Origin of the sequence: Ectobacillus ponti, from assembly GCF_024294785.1 — a bacterium.
In the GTDB taxonomy this organism is placed as follows: domain Bacteria; phylum Bacillota; class Bacilli; order Bacillales; family Bacillaceae_G; genus Ectobacillus; species Ectobacillus ponti.
Window position 1 is genome coordinate 398,217 of sequence record NZ_JANCLT010000002.1, and the last position, 18,135, is coordinate 416,351.

At 50.8% G+C, this 18,135-nt stretch carries 13 protein-coding genes; all 13 read right to left on the reverse strand.

The window, feature by feature from the left end; all coding sequences use genetic code 11:
* Positions 1-23 precede the first annotated feature (23 nt).
* Positions 24-1,343 (reverse strand): purine-cytosine permease family protein, encoded by a 1,320-nt coding sequence (locus NK662_RS05445; RefSeq protein WP_254757885.1) that lies wholly within the window; start codon positions 1,341-1,343, stop codon positions 24-26.
* Between the two features lie 20 nt (positions 1,344-1,363).
* On the reverse strand, positions 1,364-2,920 hold the full coding sequence (locus NK662_RS05450) for a hydantoinase/oxoprolinase N-terminal domain-containing protein (RefSeq protein WP_254757886.1): 1,557 nt from the start codon (positions 2,918-2,920) through the stop codon (positions 1,364-1,366).
* Entirely contained in the window at positions 2,917-4,017 is a 1,101-nt protein-coding gene (locus NK662_RS05455; protein WP_254757887.1) for a DUF917 domain-containing protein, read from the reverse strand. Before NK662_RS05455 ends, NK662_RS05450 begins: the two co-directional genes overlap by 4 nt.
* A gap of 200 nt (positions 4,018-4,217) precedes the next feature.
* Complete coding sequence (locus NK662_RS05460) at positions 4,218-5,657, reverse strand: sigma-54 interaction domain-containing protein (RefSeq protein ID WP_254757888.1); 1,440 nt, start codon at positions 5,655-5,657, stop codon at positions 4,218-4,220.
* Between the two features lie 340 nt (positions 5,658-5,997).
* Positions 5,998-6,507, reverse strand: coding sequence for a PaaI family thioesterase (locus NK662_RS05465; protein ID WP_254757889.1), 510 nt, complete (start codon positions 6,505-6,507; stop codon positions 5,998-6,000).
* A 111-nt stretch (positions 6,508-6,618) separates the two neighbouring features.
* Positions 6,619-7,206: a class D sortase gene (locus NK662_RS05470; protein WP_254757890.1), complete on the reverse strand. Its 588-nt coding sequence runs from the start codon at positions 7,204-7,206 to the stop codon at positions 6,619-6,621.
* 52 nt (positions 7,207-7,258) lie between these two features.
* Entirely contained in the window at positions 7,259-12,535 is a 5,277-nt protein-coding gene (locus NK662_RS05475; RefSeq protein ID WP_254757891.1) for an Ig-like domain-containing protein, read from the reverse strand.
* A gap of 221 nt (positions 12,536-12,756) precedes the next feature.
* On the reverse strand, positions 12,757-14,427 hold the full coding sequence (argS, locus tag NK662_RS05480) for an arginine--tRNA ligase (protein WP_254757892.1): 1,671 nt from the start codon (positions 14,425-14,427) through the stop codon (positions 12,757-12,759).
* A complete protein-coding gene (locus tag NK662_RS05485) occupies positions 14,424-14,852 on the reverse strand; it encodes a YwiB family protein (RefSeq protein ID WP_254757893.1) in 429 nt (142 codons plus the stop codon). Before NK662_RS05485 ends, argS begins: the two co-directional genes overlap by 4 nt.
* A gap of 495 nt (positions 14,853-15,347) precedes the next feature.
* Positions 15,348-16,628, reverse strand: coding sequence for an ArnT family glycosyltransferase (locus NK662_RS05490; protein WP_254757894.1), 1,281 nt, complete (start codon positions 16,626-16,628; stop codon positions 15,348-15,350).
* A gap of 15 nt (positions 16,629-16,643) precedes the next feature.
* Complete coding sequence (locus NK662_RS05495; RefSeq protein WP_254757895.1) at positions 16,644-16,979, reverse strand: DMT family transporter; 336 nt, start codon at positions 16,977-16,979, stop codon at positions 16,644-16,646.
* Positions 16,976-17,320, reverse strand: a complete 345-nt coding sequence (locus NK662_RS05500) for a DUF2304 domain-containing protein (protein ID WP_254757896.1) — start codon at positions 17,318-17,320, stop codon at positions 16,976-16,978. Before NK662_RS05500 ends, NK662_RS05495 begins: the two co-directional genes overlap by 4 nt.
* Before the next feature lie 2 nt (positions 17,321-17,322).
* Positions 17,323-18,048, reverse strand: a complete 726-nt coding sequence (locus NK662_RS05505) for a glycosyltransferase family 2 protein (protein ID WP_438503593.1) — start codon at positions 18,046-18,048, stop codon at positions 17,323-17,325.
* Positions 18,049-18,135: the final 87 nt, after the last annotated feature.

An 18,135-nucleotide genomic window follows, 5' to 3' on the forward strand; every position in this document is an offset into this window, starting at 1 on the left:
CTCCTCAAGTCGTAAATGAAACATCATACTGTGAATTCAGAATCCGCCTTGCTTTTTGCCTTAAAAGCCTTGTTGTAAATCACCATCCCCAGGAAGTAAACAACTGCGCTTGACATGAGGGAGTTCAGGGATGGAATGCCGCTTGTTACCAGGTAGCCCACTGCGAAGCCGGAAATCCAGGCGATCAAGGTTACAGGATTCAGGTTCTCGCATGTATCCGGCAGCTCTCCTCTGGCTCTGCTCTCATCAAGAACCTTTCGATGCGTTTTCAGGATGAAATAATCCACAACCATGATGCCCGCAATTGGAGGAATCCCAATGCCAAGGAGCACGAGGAAATCAACGAATTTATCCAGAATGCCTGCAACGGAAAGCAGTGTGCCGATGATTCCAATAATTAAAGTAACAAGGCCGCGATTTACTTTCTTTTTAAACACTGTATCAATGATATTGGTAACGCCAAGAGAAGAAGAATACAGGTTCAGGTCGTTGATTTTTACAGTAGAAAAAATAACAATTGCCGCTCCCATCCAGCCTGCCGTTTGTAGAATAATAGTAACAACATCACTGCTCTTGACTGCGTGGGCCATTAAAACAGCGATCAGGTTAACGCCGAGTTCCCCGGCCACAGTCCCAATCAGCGTCATCCAAAGTACATCCTTGCCATTGCGGCAGTAGCGGCTCATATCCGGCGTGATAACAGCGCCAACCATAAACCCACCCGCAACCATTGTTGCGGCCATCCCGATTGACAAAGCCGGTCCTGGCGCCGCCATATTCACCAAGCTTCCTAAGGAGTGGTTGGAAAGCACTTCAAAAATACCGAATATGATAACTAAAAGAAATCCGGGAACGGCAATTTTGGCTGTCCAACTCAGCCACTTGAATCCAAACACAACAATAGCTGTTACTGCCAAGCCGGTGAGAACCGCCGTCAAGGGCACTCCGAGCAAGCCGTTCATGGCCTGATTCAAGCCTTGTGCAAACACGGTATTCTGTACACCGAACCAGCCAATCAGCGCAATTGCAATGACGCCCCCTATGATGCTCGAACCGTATCTGCCAAACCCGGTCCAGCGGGCCAGAAGGCTGGTGGAGAGGCCTTCACGCGCTCCTGCGAGACCAAGAAATAAGCTGACAACCTCCAGCAGTACGCTGCCCAGCATGGTGGCCCAAAATGCTTCCCAAAAGGTCATGCCATAGCCAAGAGCCGCTCCCAGCATAAATTGAGACAATGCTGTCAACGCACCGACCCGGACGAGCAGCACCTCCCACATCGGCAGCCTGGCTTCCTGAGGTACACGGGTTAAGGAAAAATCATCAGCCAGCGTCTTGTTCTCCATCCTATTCATCTCCCTGTTTTTTACGATTTCATTTCCAACTCCCCAATTGCCTTCGTTCTCACCCTCAATACCTCTCCCTGCAGGTAATCAAAGGGGTATTCCTCCACATAAGCGATTCTGACACTTCCAGGCTTTGCCCCTTTCCAGATGACAGCTTCTCTCGCCGCGGCCACCGCGCCCTCAATGACCTCTTCCTTTGTTTGCTCCCTCAGCCAGTACACCTTATCAACCTGCTCACTTACATGGGCAAAGCATGCGCCAATTGCATTGCAGATGTGATAGCCTGCTGGATTGATAACCTTTCTATATCTTCCGAATAATCTGTCATTTAAGAGTGGACTCCCGCCTCCTACCAGGACAATAGGAAGCTTTTCCTCATGGACAGTCAGCTGCTCAATGGTGTCCTTAACAGCTGTCAGTACGCTTTCAATCACACGCTGGCATGCATCTTCGTCTAATTGCCCAAGATGCCTGAAGTGATCTTGCCCGCTGAGAAAAGCATCCGGATACAGCTTCAAAAAGCTGTCCGTTACTGTCCATGTCTTGCCTCCCCAGGCAACGGCATGCTTCTCCAGGTCATGCGCAATTGTCTGTCCTGTCCGAATGTCTGCTCCCCCCTCCTTCACTACACTTCCCCCGCCAATCGGCAAGGAAATAAAGGAGGGCATGGGAATGCCGAGGCTTGCACCGAGCAGGCTGGAATGACGGATTGTTTCAACCGGAAGGCCGTTCTTGACCAGACCCACATCAATGGTGCTTCCGCCAAAATCGACAGCAATGCAGTCCCTGTATCCGCTCAGTACAGCTGCACCGCGCATGCTGTTGGCAATGCCAGAGCCAATGGTAAGGACAGGGTACTCAATAGCCTCCTCAATCGGCATCAGCGAACCATTATTCTGAATCAGCCAATACGGACAATAAATGGAAAGCTCCTTAAAAATGGCGGAAAGCCCCTCGAGCGCTTTTCGGATGACTTTGGACAAAATAGCGTTTAAAAGAGCGGCATTCTCCCTTTCAATGAACCCAATGCTGCCCAAGCGGTGCGAAACCGTAACAGGCAAATGAGGAAATCGGGCATTCAGCAGATGCTTGATACACAGCTCCTCCTGCTCATACATAGGAGAGTAAGCGCCGACAATGCAGACGGATTCAATTTCACCTGCATGCACCGCCTCCATGAACTGAGGCAATTGCAGCTCCAGCTCCCCGCTTTTCATGCCATGATAGCCGTTTCCGCTTTTAATAAAATGATGGCTGTGGATGAATGGCTTTAACGGACTCAGCCAGCCAATGGCGGGTTCAAGCGGGGCTGCCTGCCTGGAGATACGGATCAGGGCTGTGCGGGCCAGCTCTCTCCTCGAATGGATTGCATTCAATACATGCGTCGTGCCTATGAAGATTCCTTCTAACCGGCTTTGCCGCACATCTGCTTCAAGAAGCACATTCCGCACAGCCTCCCGTATGCCAGACAGAATATCACTTGAGGTTGGCTGCTTGGCAACTGCAAGCAGCCTTCCTTCATCTGTAAGAAGGACTGCATCTGTGTTTGTGCCGCCTACATCAATTCCCAATCTCATCCGGCATTCATCTCCTTCCCTTTGTTGCGGGAGGAAGGACTGTTTGGTACGGGAGACTGCTGTTCAAGCAGTCTCAGCATGCCCTTTGTCCGCAGAACAGATGGAGCCGGCACCGTCAGGACGTGCACCATGTCCCCCTCCTGCAGCTCCGACGCCAGCTTCGGGAGAAGAGAATAATAATCCAGCAGCAAAATTAAATCGGGGCTGCCAACGATTGCTTCCCCATCGCTGTGAAGGGACAAAAATTCATTTTGAAAGCTGATTTGGACTGATTTTCCTCCATAGGCATCCTTGCCGCTTATGTGGCAGCTTCCAACCAAGGATCCCCGCTCAAACCATCTGGCAACCTTTGAGACATATCCGAGTGCAATATAGCTTGGGCTTCCGTACATAGAGTTGGTGAATACCTGCCCAATGGTGTTCAGCCTTTCTGAATAGGACCCGCTTTCGGTTGCCCGGCCCAGCTGCAAGGCCAGTTTGAGGGTTCCCGGGATGATGGCTGGCCGGATGCTGCTTCCCCTGCCTCCGTAGCACGCCAAGAGGACATAGCCGGAATGCTGCAGCCACATCTCCTTCAACCGGCAAATCGCCTGCTCCTGCAGGACTCTTTCTCCAATCTGCAGGAGAGTCTCCCCAGACTGGGCCGCCATCGGCTGAATCGGAATTCCATGTAAAGCGTAGGTAGTCATGTGGAGCTCAGGAAATGCTCTGCCCATGCCATCTCCATCGACGACCGGCAGCCCCGTGCGCAGGGCGAACAGAAGCGGCGTCAGGGCATTCACTCCGCCAATTTCAAATGAAATGACAGCCTCTGCCTTCCTGCAGGCAATCTCCCCATAGGCCGAAAGGACGCTTGCCGGGGCATCCAACCCAGGCGGGTCCTCGCTGAACAGGATCGGTGAACCTGCAATGCCAACGGGTACAATCCAATCCTCGGACAGCTCATCAATTGTCTTTACCAGAATCCCTTCTGTTTCATCCATGACGGACCTGATGATATACTCAATGGTTTTTGGATCACCACCTCCTCCACATGAAAGCATCTTCGCCCCGATTGCAATATAGGGCACATCCTTCTTCTGAATCATCCAAGACATACCGCCTCTTCCTTTCGCTCATTTACTTTTGCAATTAGCGTGCCAACGCTTATCCATATGTCCGTACAGGATTCTCAAGGAATGGAGCATTATATGGAAATCCATTAAAATGAGAATGAGAGCTGAGAAAATGACTGAAATTGTCCCATTTCAGGGGGTTATACATGGTTTTCTCACGTTTTCTCATGTTTTCTCATTTCTCATTTGATTTTGAGTTTGCTCAGCCGGCGGTACAAAGTCGGCAGACTGATTCCCAGATGTGCAGCCACCTTTTTCTTCCCTGTTGTATCCCTCCCTAACTCATCCAAAAGCTGTAACATATACTCCCTTTCAGGCTTATCGCCTGTTTTCACAGTTACATGAGATGATGGTGCCTGTCGCTGCTTGGTGAAAATTCTGGATGGCAGACTTTCAATTGTCACGACCTCTCCGGCTTCTAATTCAATGAAATGCTGCACGACATTCAACAGCTCGCGGATATTGCCCGGCCAAGCATAGGCAAGGAGCGCTTCATATACCTCGCCGGAAAGCCTTTTTGGGGTCCGGTTCAATTCTGCGGCCAGCTTCTTCATAAAGCCTTCAATTAAGATAGGAATGTCCTCTCTTCTCTCCCTAAGCGGCGGAAGAAGAAGCGGGATTACATTCAGCCGATAAAACAAATCCTCCCGGAACAGGCCATCTGCCACAAGCTTCTCCAAATTCTGATGCGTGGCGGCGATAATCCGCACATCCACATGACGGGAGGAACGGTCCCCCAGCCTTTCAATTCTCCGCTCCTGCACTACCCGAAGAAGCTTCACCTGCAGTTGAAGCGGCATATCCCCAATCTCATCCAAGAACAAGGTTCCACCGTGCGCCATCTCAAATCGCCCCGGCTTATCAGCAACTGCCCCCGTAAATGCTCCCTTCACATGCCCAAACAGCTCACTTTCCAGCAGGTTCTCCGGAATGGCCGCACAGTTGATCGCTACAAATGGCTTGTCTGCCCGAAGGCTTTCCATATGAATGGATTGGGCAAACAGCTCCTTCCCGGTTCCGCTTTCCCCTCTTATCAGGACTGTGACATCACTGGCGGAAACCCGTCTTGCCCGCTGAATCACCTCTATCAGCCTGTCACTTGTTCCCTTGATTTGTTGGAAGGTGCACAGCACTTGTGCCGTCTTTTTTTGCTTAGGGAGCTTTTTTTCAATGAGTCTTATGATATAGGAATGGGGAAGGCCATTCAGCATCACAGGGCTGACAACAGCAGAGAAGGCCTGCCCTGGGGCAGACGAAGCCAACTCAATGTCAAGCTGCGCCTTGGCAGCCATGCTCTTTATTTGTCCCCAGCAGGACTCTGACAGGACATCTGCAGCTCTTGCTCCGGCCATTTGGTGCTTTTTCAGCTGCAGCTTTGCAGCCAGCCCTATGCTGATTTCTTCAATCCGGCCGTCAGCAGACACCACTAGAATGAAGTCCTCCATGGCAGCCAATAGCTCTTGAAGCTCCTGACGAAACACCTGGTTTTCCCAGTTCAGCTGCTTGAGTTCCTCCTGCGCAGCAAGCCGATGGGAAACTAATTCTGCTGTATGCAACAGCAGGTCTTGATGGCTCTGAAACCATTCTTGTCCGTTTTTATTGGGAAAAAGGTGCAATACCATGATGACCTGTTGTTCTAGGAACACAGGCATTAACAAATGGGAATGGGGGGACTGGTTCACATAAAGGGGGATGCCTGTTTGAAAAATCTTCTTAAGCTCCGGCAATAGAGAAAGCTTCTGTCCTGCCTGCTGTCTGCTTATGAGCTCAAACTGAACCGGATAGTGCTGAAATATAAGACATGCAGATTCCATAAACTCTTGCTCCAGCCATTTCATCCTTTATCTACCTCTCTCAGAATTCTAAATATTCTTATTTTTGGTAATTTTACAGCAACAAGGGGTCATGTACAATTGCTTCTGATAGAAATACAAAAAAAGAAGACTCCATTCAGAGTCTCCTTCACCGCTTTGTAAAAATATAAAAGCTCCCCGTCGCAATCGCAATCAGCTCGTCCCGGTCGTTGTAGAGCTTGCCCTCGACGACGCAGAGCTTCCGTCCTCTGTGCACCGTCTGTGCCACACAGCGCAGGTGCTTGCCGTCGCCCGGCAGCAGGTAGTTCACCTTCATTTCTGTCGTCACGACGCCCTGCCCCTTTGGCACAAGCTCATGGTTCAGCACATAGCCCATGGTGGTGTCCAGGATGGTGGCAATGATGCCGCCGTGGACTGCCCCGAAAATATTTTGGGTAACCGAGGTGACCGGGATGGTGATTTGATAGGCGCCGTCATCCAGCAGCTTCTCCTCATACTGCAGCAAATCCCGCAGGCAGGAGGGCGGCAGGTGCGAGGCCGGCTGTCTCTTCCGCTCCAATGCTCCCAGAAAAATGTCCAATAGCTCTATGTCATGTTCATCCGCTTCCTGTAAAAGCTGCTCCATCCGCTGTTTCAGTGTGTTCCGCTCCAACTTCATCTCTCCATTTCCTCTGGAAGATTATTCATATTTAATTGTAGCATATTCACTGTTCAGAACGTGTAAAATTTTGTAATCTGCCATGGACGGATATTTCCTTGGAAATTGAAATTATTCACTCTTCTTGTCTTCCTTTTCCGCAAACACAACCAGCCGCTGCTTGCTGGAGTACATCGGATGGCAGGTGATCAGCGTGACCATGGAGCGCCCGGAAACAGGCTTTGTAACCTCCACCTGGTCCGGAGAGATGATGCGTTTTTCAGTAACCACGTATTTCCACGCTCCCTCAGCATTGCGAAGCAGGATTTCATCTCCCTTTTCCACCTCATTCAAACGATTAAAGAACTTGCCGCTCGTATAGGAACGGTGGCCAAGCACCACAAAGTTCTCATTCATCTTGCCCAGCCGCCCGCTCTGGGGCAGGTGCCCGACTGCATAACGAAGGTCTTCCTGGCCGGCCCCCTCTGCCATGGCCACGCGCAAATCGATCTTGGGAATGGAAAGCTCGCCAATTGCGCTTCCTTCCTTTGGAGCCGCTTGGTTTCCCGTTTGGGCAGACGACTTTTCTCCGACCTCAAGCTGCTCAATCTCGTGCAGCATGCGCTGCTGCACACTTCTCTCTTGATACCATTGATACCCGACAATACTGAATATGACAATGCCTAAAAGGATCATACCCGTGCCGATCATCCGCATCATCCAGCCGCCTCCTTTAAAAAAAGAGGGAAGCCGCGCTTCCCCCTCTTTCCCATTACTTTTTGCTTGTGCGCTTGCGTCCGCGCAGCGTGAAGCCGCCCAGTGTGAACAGGGATGCCAGTGCCAGCAGCAGGCTCCGGTCCAGCGGAGATCCTGTCTTTGGCAATTCCGCCACTATCGGCGCCGTTTCCGCCTGCTTCATATTCAGGTAGACAGCCGCCGTTACGATGGCGCCTGTTGCGTCCTTCACTCGCATACGGAACATATCCTGTCCTTCATAAGAGCCGGTCTTGTGGTATTTCCACGTTCCGTCCTGGCTGATGGTAACTGTGCCATGCTTAGGCTGTGCCACAATGTCGTACACGAGGCCCGCCGCATCCAGCCCTTCACCCTCTATTTTGCCGCTGATGTCTGAGCCTGTGCCCAGATCCACCGTTTGGTCCCTCAGCTTCAGTACATTGCGTTCTACGTTAATCTTTACAATACCTGTTCCTGTTTGCCCTTCCGCATTCGTGACAACAACTGTGAAGCTGTCTGTGCCGGCATAATTCAGTTCAGGCTTGTACGTGTAGCTGCCGTCTTCCTTCACTTCAACTGTGCCATGCGCCGGCTTCTTGCCGACTGCATACTGCAGAGAGCCAGCTTGATCGGCAGGCTTGTTGGCATGCCCTTGCACAGCTGTGTTCACCTTTGTTTGCAGGCTTTGGTCAGCCACCGTCAGCGCTGCCTTTTCCGGCTGATTCATTTCAAAGTCATAGTTGACGATGGTCTGGCCCACATGGATGACACCATCCGTAATGTAGCTGTCCTCGCCCGGCTTTTCCGACACATCACGCTTTTCATTGCGGCTGTCGTATACAACATAGCCATCCTTCTCCGCTACAACATAGTAATCCGCATCAGGGAAGACCATCCATGCATATTGACCGGCCTTATCGGTGATTTGCGGGTCTTTATTCTGGTTCGGTGCAAAGCCATCCAGAATTGGCAGGTTCACCAGCTGGTTCACCGGACGCTGCTTCCCGCGGTTCAAGGCTGTGTCCGCCCAGTACAGCTTCACTTCCGCGCCTTGGATGATTTTGTGTGTTGCGGCATCAGTCACTGTTCCGTATGGGTCAATGAGCTCTGCTTGCACAGCCGCCACACCGTCCTTCGGAATTTGCACATGAAGCTTCTTGCCGACCAATGTCTGGCCGTCTGCCACGATATTCAGGACTACATCATACGTTTGGCCTGGCTCGCCGCCTGTAATCTTCAGTGTGCCTGTGTCTTGCACAACCACCTGCAGTGTGCCGTCCGGATCATTCAAAACAGTCGGCTGAATGGTCACGTTTCCGCTTCCGAATGTTTCCTTCAGGCTTTCCGGCTTACCTGTATTCGGGTCTGCGAACAGCACCGGGACAGACAGCGTTTGTTCCGCGGCCACCTTTTCCGTGCCTCCGGACAGTGTGCCAACTTCTCCGTCCTGTACAAACTCGACAGGAACGGATGTCCCATCTACTACAATATTAGTTTGTACATGCAGACTGTAGTTCCAATCTCCATAAGGAACCGCAATTTCATAGTTTCCTTCTGGATCTGCCGTCACGACCGTTTCAAAGTCAATCTTACCATCTTTATTAAAGTCTTCCTTGATGGTAATCACGGAGCCGCCAAGAGGCTTCTTCGTTACGGAATCAACAATTTGCCCCTTCAGCACGGCCGGTTCAAAGTGAATTTCAATGTTGCCCTCTTCGGACAGCAGGTTCTCTTCGTTATTCACCGCCACTTTTACCAGCTTTGTGGCAGGTGTCAGCGTGCCGTTCATATTTGGCGCCGTCAGAACAACAGTGGCGCGGCCATTTTCATCCGTGACAGCTTCTGTCTTGGATAGTGTGCCCGCCTCTGCCGCAAAGGTTACACGCTCTCCGACAATTGGTTTTCCACTCTTGTCCAGGAGAGTTGCGGTAATTTCAGACTTGGATCGTCCATCTCCGATGAGAGAGGGATTGGATGTTGCGAGCTTTAAATCTGCGCCTCTATATCCCAATACAAGTGTCTGCTCATCATTGCCGACTGCACCATCCTCGTTGGTTACAGATGTACGAACCTTATAAGTGCCGGCTGAAAGTGCATTTCCAACAGGGATGTTCCACTTGCCGTTTGTTACGGTGCTGTTCAGCGTCCGTACAACTTTATTTTCCCCATCCACGATGGAAAGTGTAACCATTCTGCCATCCTCGGCTGTTGTTGCTCCGGACAGGAGAGGTGTCGCATCCGTTGTCTCCACCTTGTCGCCGCCGTCAATCTCAATGGAAACCGGTCTTGCTTCTACAGTGAATTGACTTGTTGCTTCACCTTTATTTCCCACAGCATCTGTCGTTCGGACCTTCAGCGTGTGATTGCCTACAGATAGGTTAGCAGGCTTGTAGGTCCAGAGGATGCCATCAACAGAAGCCTTCACCCAATTGCTGTCGTCAATCTGCACCTCAACCAGAGAGTCTGCTTCTGCTTTCCCCGTCATGCTTGGCGCCTTTTCCACCGAGGAGCTTCCGTTTGCCGGAGCACTGATGGAAACCGTTGTTTCTGTATCCACCACAAACTTGCTTGTTTGGCTGTCCGTATTGCCGGCTGCGTCTTTGGAGCGCACTTCGACCTTATGCTCTCCCTGGCCTAAGTCGGATGCCGGCTTGTATGTCCAGGACACGCCATCCTGCGCAACAGCCGTCCAGTCGCCTCCATCCACACTGATTTCTACAGCAGCGCCCATTTCGGCCGTTCCGCTGATGACAGGCTTCTTATCATTCACTACCACATGGTTGGCCGGTGCATCAATTGTGACTGCCGTGACTGTATCCACTGTAAATTGGCTGGAGGTCTTCTGCTTGTTGCCCAGACTGTCTGTCGCTTCCGCAGCCACTGTATAGCTGCCGTCCGCCAAATCAGCTGTTGGTGTATATGTCCAATTTGTTCCATCTACTGTTGCATCCGCCCAGCTGCCGTCATTCAACTGCAGCTTCACCGCTGCGCCTTTTTCATTCGTTCCTGTCAGCTCAGGGCGCTTTGTTGCGACTGTAGCGCCATTTGCCGGGCCGCTGATGGAAACTGTTGTTTCTGTATCCACTGCAAATGTGCTTGTCTTGCTGTCCTTATTGCCCGCCGCATCCACCGTACGGACCTGAACCTCATGCGCACCGTCTGTCAGGTCTGTTGACGGAGTATAGGACCAAGAAATACCTGTATACGGAACATTCGTCCAGGACGTTCCGCCGTCCAAGCTGATTTCGACTGTCGCACCTTCTTCAGCGGTTCCCGTGATAGCCGGTTGCTTATCGCGGATTGTTCCTGCCGGGCCCGCAATTGTCACAGTGGTTGCTGTATCCACCGTAAATGTGCTTGTTTTGCTGGTTTCATTGCCTGCCGCATCCTCAGCATGAACTTTAATTTCATGAGCCCCATCCGCCAGGTCTGCTGCCGGGGTATAGCTCCACGTTGTTCCTGTGTAGAGAACACGTGCCCAGGAGACTCCGCCGTCCAGGCTGATTTCAACTGTCCCGCCTTCTTCAGCCGTTCCTGTGATAGCCGGTTGCTTATCGCGGATTGTTCCTGTCGGCCCCGCAATTGTCACAGTGGTTGCTGTATCCACCATAAATGTGCTTATTTTGCTGTCCTTATTGCCTGCTGCATCCTCAGCACGAACCTGCACTTCATGTGCACCATCCGCCAGGTCTGCTGCCGGGGTATAGCTCCAAGTCGTCCCCGTATACGGAACACGCGTCCAGGAGACTCCCTTGTCCAAACTGATTTCGACTGTCGCACCTTCTTCAGCGGTTCCCGTGATGGCCGGCTTTTTATCGCGGATTGTTCCTGTCGGCCCCGCAATTGTCACAGTGGTTGCTGTGTCAACGATGAATGTACTTGTTGCTTTTGCTTTGTTTCCAAGGCTGTCTGTCGCTTCCACAGCCACTGCATACGCGCCGTCCGCCAAATCTGCCGCCGGGGTATACGTCCAGGTTGTTCCTGTTACAGCGGCATCTGCCCAAGCTCCATTGTTCAGCTGCACCTTTACCGTCGCAGCGGCATCCACTGTCCCCGTCAGCGCTGGTCTTCTTGTTTTAAGGAAAGCACCATTCTTTGGTGCAGTGATGGCGACCGCCACATTCGTATCAACTGCCAACTGCTGGCTTGTGGTTGCTGTAATTCCTGTGCCTGCCTCTGTTACAGCTGCTGCCACTGTATAGGTTCCATCTGCCAGCGCATCAGCATCCGGCAGTGTGACCGACCATTTGCCTGCAGATACAGTTGCGGAGTAGTTCTTTCCATTCACACTGACACTGACGGTGCTGCCATCCGCTGCATCTGTCGTGCCTGTAATGGTTGGTGTTGCATCATTTGTGGCTGCAGCACTTGTAACCGCAATCTTGACTGTACGGCAGACAAGAGTTTGTGTATCGCTGACTGTATTGCCAAATTCGTCCGTAGCCGTAACTGTTACAGGGTATGTGCCGTTTGCCAAGTCATGCGCCACATTTATGCTCCATTGGCCATTTTGTACAGTGGCTGTATACGTATGCCCGTCAATTGTTACTGTTGCCTGGCGCCCGTCTGCAATAGATGTGGTACCGGAGATTGTTGGATGGGATGTGCTGACTGTTCGCTGCTCGCCCCCGGAAATGACAATATCCGATTTAAAGCTTACATTCAGAAGACCTGTAAAATCTACTGCGGACCCGCTCATATAGTCTTTGTTAATCGTAGAAAGGTTGGCTGCTTGGGAAGAGCCAAAGAAAAGCTGCACGGGTGTAGATGGAGTGAAGGCAGGATACGCCTGCTTAATAGCTGCAATTGGAACCTGGAAATCTATGAAATACTGTCCGTTTCCATCCGGTACAATCCGGGTTCCCGGAACGCTGGAGCCGGTGCTGTCAGTTGCATACACTTTTGTCTCGGTACCACTTGGATCAGATACATATACATCATCTTCAGCTGTCCCCTTGCCGTCTATACCGACTGCCGCAACAATCTGGTTATTGACTCCCAAGTCCACCAGCCAAGCAGTGGAGGTGAAGCCGCCCTTCCTGTCGTAGGGATCGCCCTTGACACGAATACGGAAAAATACATTTGTGTTATCAGAAGCATAATATACGGTTGGCAGATTTTTTCCGCCATGGGAAAGGTCGGACGCACTCGGACTTACATCACCTTCCACATCCACAATTGGTTGGCCATTTTTGGTGTACACTTTAAATGCCGCCGGCCAAGCTGCCGGTGCTGATGTTGCTGCCTGTGTCCCTTCTGGAACGAGCGTGCTCGTCAGCAAACTGAGAGAAGTAATAATAGCTGCTTTTTTCAAATTCATGTCTCCTTGTTTTAGAATAAATACAAAAGTATAACGATTCTAATAGTAATATAACTAAAGATAATTATAGATTCATAATCGAATAAATCAATAGATTTGATGGGTATACAGGTAATTTTTCATTGGAAATCAAATATTTGTAAATCAAGATAATTCTATAAAAAAGACCGGCAAAGGAGTTTTCTCCTCTGCCGGTCTTTTCGTTTTGCGTGTACTTACATTTTTTCCGGAGCCGCTACACCAATCAGCTTCAGTGAGTTGTGCAGGGTAATCTGCACCGCCTGCATCAGCTCATAGCGCGCCTTGCTCTTCTCCATATTTTCCTGGTCCAGCACCTTCTCCGCATTGTAGAAGCTGTGAAGGGCGGCTGCCAGCTCGAAAATGTAGTGCGTCATGCGGTGCGGCAGGCGCTTGCTTGCTGCTTCCGCCACTGCTGCCGGGAACTCGCCCAGCTTCTTCAGCAGGCTGATTTCCTTCTCGGAGTTCACCAGCTTGTGGTTCACTTCACCGGCGCCGTTCAGGCCCATTTCCTCGCCTTGGCGCAGGATGCTGCATACACGGGCATGCGCATACTGTGCGTAGTACACTGGGTTTTCGTTAGACTTGGATACGGCCAAGTCCATATCGAAATCAAGATGGGAATCACTGCTGCGCATTGCGAAGAAGTAACGCATCGCATCCACGCCAACCTCTTCCATCAGCTCACGCAGGGTGACGGCCTTGCCGGTACGCTTGCTCATCTTCACCTTTTCGCCGTTCTGGTACAGCTGCACCATCTGGATGATTTGCACTTCCAACGCCTCGCCAGGGTAGCCAAGTGCCTGAATCGCCGCTCTCATCCGCGGGATGTAGCCATGGTGGTCCGCACCCCAGATGTTGATCAGCTTCTCAAAGCCGCGCTCCAGCTTATCGCGGTGGTACGCGATATCCGGCGTCAGGTACGTGTAGGAGCCATCGTTCTTGATCAGTACGCGGTCCTTGTCGTCGCCGTACGTTGTGGAACGAAACCAAGTCGCGCCGTCCAGCTCATAGATTTCACCGCGCTCGCGCAGCACTGCCAGCGCCTCATCAATTTTACCGTTCTGATAGAGAGACGTCTCGGAGTACCAAACATCGAAGCCGACACGGAAGGCTTCCAGGTCCTTCTGCAGCTTTTCCAGCTCGTACTTCAAGCCATATCCACGGAAGAAGTCGTACGCTTCCTTTTCATCCGCATTTACATAACGGTCGCCGGATTCTTCAGCCAAGCGCTTGCCGATGCCGATTACATCCTCACCGTAGTAGCCGTCTGCCGGCATCTCCGCTTCCAGGCCAAGCGCCTGCTTATAGCGCGCTTCCACAGACAGGGCCAGGTTATGAATTTGGTTGCCCGCATCGTTGATGTAATACTCACGGCTCACTTCATAGCCAGCCATCGCCAGCACGTTGCACAGCGTATCGCCGACAGCTGCGCCGCGGGCATGTCCCAGGTGCAAATCACCTGTCGGGTTGGCGGACACGAACTCCACCTGTACCTTCTGGCCGTTGCCCGTGTTTGTCTTGCCATATCCAATGCCAGCCTGCAGGATGGCAGGGATGAGGTCCGTCAGATAGCTGTTGTCCATGTAAAAGTTAATGAAGCCTGGTCCCGCGATTTCAATCTTCTCCACATGCGCTTTTGCTGTGTCGATGCTTTTCACCAGCTCTTCCGCCACTTGGCGCGGCGCCTTGCGCGCGATACGCGCCAGCTGCATCGCCATGTTTGTGGAATAGTCGCCGTGCGCCTTATCCTTTGGCAGCTCAAGCACCACGTTTGGCACTTGGTCCTCTGCCGCCAGGCCCGCCTTCAGGACGGCCGCTTTAATTTCTTCTTTCAATAGCTCTTTCACTTGCTCTAAGGAATTCATTGTAAAACCTCCTTGAAATCAACTGTAATGCTGTAGCGTCCCGCATCGCTTCCATTCAGAAGGAGCGCATATGTGAAAAACAACTGTCCATTCCGCTTTTTCTCCGACCAGCGGAACTGGATGTTGTCCGTTTTCGCCTGCATCGCGAAGGTGCCGAGCTCGCTGTTGTATGTGCCGTTCGTCCATTCCCCTTTGCGGTGCGTTTGCCGCATGGAAACCGCGCCGGACCGCATGATGAGGACATCGCCGTCTTGCATCTTCAAGACCGTATTGACTTCGCCCTGCTCATTCGGCTCTTGAAACGTAACATATGTACTTTGACCCTTTTCATAGTATAGACCATTTGTTTCAAACGCAATAGTCTCCTTGCGGGCGCCGTCGCGAATTTGTGTTACAAACTTGATGAAAACGGGAATTCCGTTCATCCGTGCACACTCCCTTGCTCAAAAAATCACTTTCTTTATCATACCAAACATATAAGCACCCTGTCTTGTGAAAATATGCAATAGACAAACCAAACACACGGCTGCGTACACCCGAAGTCAAGGTTTTACCCTCCACGCAAAAAAGCATCCGTACACGAGCACGAATGCTTTCTTACTTATCATGCTTCAGCTTATCATTCACCCTGTAAGCAATCGAAATCACCAGCAGCACCGTGATGGCCCACCCCATTGCTACCACTCCTTACATACATCTTCTATTAAAAAGATATCCAAGAACAAGACCACAAATACTACATGCCGCAAAAAAGAAGGAAGGTGCCTGCAAAATGCTTTGCTTTCTTCCACCTCTTGGCACGGCGCCGGCCGGGAAACAAAAAGACAGAGGGCCAACCTCAACGCGTATGCTTTGAGGTTGGCACCACTGTCCTTTATTTTAGACTTCTTCCGGGGAAACTGCCGCCCATCAAGGTTAGATCAGGCAGATTCATTTCCAGCTTCAGCACCTGCTTGCCGTTTTCCAGGGAACATCAAATGAAGCAAATAAGCCGCATAGATGGTCATCATCGGCATCACCACATAGCCGTAGCGTGAGAAGGTGACGAACGGAATGGCTGTCACAACAAAGTATGCCAGCAACAGCAGGATAATGGAGGATGATTTGCGCCGGTCCTTGCGCCATAGACTGGCCAGAAGACCAAGAAATCCAATGAGAACCAAGGCACGGTGCTGTCCAGTGGCAGCTTCCATAGATATCCCGAGAATCGGCGACCAGTAGCACGGATCCTTAATCAGCTCCGCCACACGCTCAATTGTGTAGTGCTTCCAATACACCTTCGGCTGTGTTTGAAAGCCGTAGTCACGCACTGCTTTCGCCGCTTCCACCCATGCTTCATCTGAAGCAATTTCGCCCTTGGCAGTCTCCATTTTTTTCAGTACATCCCGCAGCGCTGTCTCCGCGCCGGCTGGATATTGGAAATTCAGCATAGCCCCCAGCATCATTGGGTTTCCGGATGACTTGGTCAGCGGAATAAACTTGTGGAATGTTACCGCATTTCGAATCCACCAAGGAGACATGAGCAGAACCATTACACTGGCCACAACCACCATCGGCTTCCAAAGCGCCTTCCATTCATAACGCTGCAGCAGCATGTAGGCCAAGAAGACAAGTGGGATCAGCGCGAAGTTCGGCCGGACATAGATGGCAAACGAAAGCGCAGCCGCACAGGCAGCAAACCAGGAAAGCTTCTTTGTTTGCACTGCCACAATGCCAAGCCAAATTGTCAGCCAAAGACCGAATTGCCCCAAAATCTCGGTTAGAATTACATTTGTCAACCAATAATTTGGAAGATAAAGAGCGTAGAGAGCAGCGGCAAACAGTCCGACAGAGGCAGGAAAGATGCGGCGGCAAATCAGATAGATCAGTACAATTGTCACCATCAGCAAGAACAGGGAAAGCAAGCGGTAAGCCAGCAGGCCCTTCCAAAAGCCGAACAGCTTTAAGCAAGCCCCCACAACAATCGGAAGCATTGGCATAATGAAGACAGTTGATTCTTTCGGGTTCCAGTAGCTGAATACCCCGGTTTTAAAAAGGGTTTGGGCGCTGCGGATATAGCGCACGTCATCATTGTTATAAGTTGTGAAGCTGCCGAGGTACATCGTTCCACCATGATTGTGAATGGCCAGCAAACCGACACAGCCCACAAACAACAGAATGGCACCCAATACCCAGCGGTGAAGTACAGGAATAGATTTCATTACGTTCCTCCGTTATTAAGCTTGCGTTTTTGCAATGATAGCGACGCCAAGAAGAATGAGCAAGCTCCCCCAAATATGGCCGCTTTGAATACGTTCCCCAAACAGCGTTACACCTGCAATAATGCCCAGCACATAGCAGAAGCTTTGCAGAGGATAAGCCACACTAAGCGGCATCTTGGAGAGAATCAGCAGCCAAATCCCGGTAGCCGCTACATACAGAATGCCACCTGTCCAAAACCAGACATTGGACAAGAGCTTTATGACATCAAGCTTATCACCAACCGCATACTTCCAAGCGATTTGACCTCCGACCATACATGCCATATTGCAAAGTAATAGAATCCACTTCATTCTTCATCCTCTTCCTTCTGCTGCGCTTCCAGCAAAGCATAACGTTGTGTCAGACGGGTAAGACGGTGATCCAGCTTGGTGATAATGCGTGTCAAATGGAAGATCAGCAGCAGGACGAAGATGAAGCCGACCAGAAAGAGCAGAGATGGCGCATAATATACGTTCAGCCACTTGGCTGCGTTATTCACAACGGATTCATTGATGGAAAGCAGCATCATAGCGACACAAGCAAAAATCCAAAACAACGAGAAACGCATGTCCAACTGCTTCTTATGAACGGACATTACTACAACAATCAGCGCGAGCAATGAAATTAAAAATGAAAATGTATAGATTGTCATGATTACTCTCCCTTAGCAAAGGTGTGCATAAGTATGGCAAGGGTGACCTTCACCATGTAATGGAAGGACTTGAAGGCATGAATCGAGCTGACCCCACCTTGTCTTTCCCGCATATTCACACTTGTTTCCATCAAGCGGTAGCCTTTGCGCTGCAGAGAAATAAGCACCTCCGGCTCCGGATAATCGTATGGATACTCCTTGGCAAACTCCTGGATTACAGCAGTATTGGCTGCACGGAAGCCTGATGTCGGATCTGTGAACTGTTTGCCGGTCAGCAGGCGAAGCAAGCCGGAAAAGTAATAGATGCCAATACGTCTCATAACGCTGCCCCGATAGTCTGTCTTCTCTCGGAAACGGGAGCCGATGACAAAGTCTGCTTGTCCACTTTCAATATAGGACAGAAGGTGCTCGATCTGATGAGCCGGGTGCTGACCGTCAGCGTCGAACTGGATGGCAACATCATAATGGTTCTCGGCGGCATACAAGTAGCCTGTTTGCATAGCAGAACCAATGCCCATGTTATAAGGCATATGGACAACGGAAACACCCAAGCTTTCGGCAATTTCACCCGTATTGTCCTTCGATCCGTCATTTACAATTAAAATATCCATTTTGTCCTTTGTGATCTCCTGCAAATGGCGGATAGTATTCGCAAGAGTGGCAGACTCATTGTATGCCGGAACAATAATGAGAACTGAAGATGTTTGCATGGATTTTTCCTCCCTAATCAGACTGTTTTGGCTATTTTCTTGCCTAAACTGCTCTTCTAAATCTTCCGTTGGATACGTAACCATATTACGCTTTAAGGATATGGC